Source organism: Pseudomonas sp. HY2-MNA-CIBAN-0224 (assembly GCF_040310285.1).
GTDB lineage: Bacteria > Pseudomonadota > Gammaproteobacteria > Pseudomonadales > Pseudomonadaceae > Aquipseudomonas > Aquipseudomonas helleri.
The window spans coordinates 1-235 of the sequence record NZ_JBEOPQ010000920.1; the positions used below are offsets into that span (position 1 = coordinate 1).

A 235-nucleotide genomic window follows, 5' to 3' on the forward strand; every position below is an offset into this window, starting at 1 on the left:
GTCTTATTCTGGTGCTTGTCTATGGCATGAGTCTGGCTGCCAAAGGCATTGTTGGTGTCGGATGGAAAAATAGCTGTGCCTATTTCCAACACATAATCGGCGATGGTTTCAATGTAGATTTTACCTGGGGTGTGGCTGAATACGCCGTTATAGCAGCCAAGACAGAGAGGATCACTTTCATCGACCATACCCTTGGCAAACCAAGTGACGGCATAGGGTAGTTGCAACTGATGAC

At 47.2% G+C, this 235-nt stretch carries 1 protein-coding gene; it reads right to left on the reverse strand.

Annotated elements, in window-relative coordinates:
• Positions 1-235, reverse strand: a 235-nt coding sequence (locus AAEZ03_RS28935; protein WP_350583446.1) for a hypothetical protein, incomplete at both ends; no start/stop codon positions are given.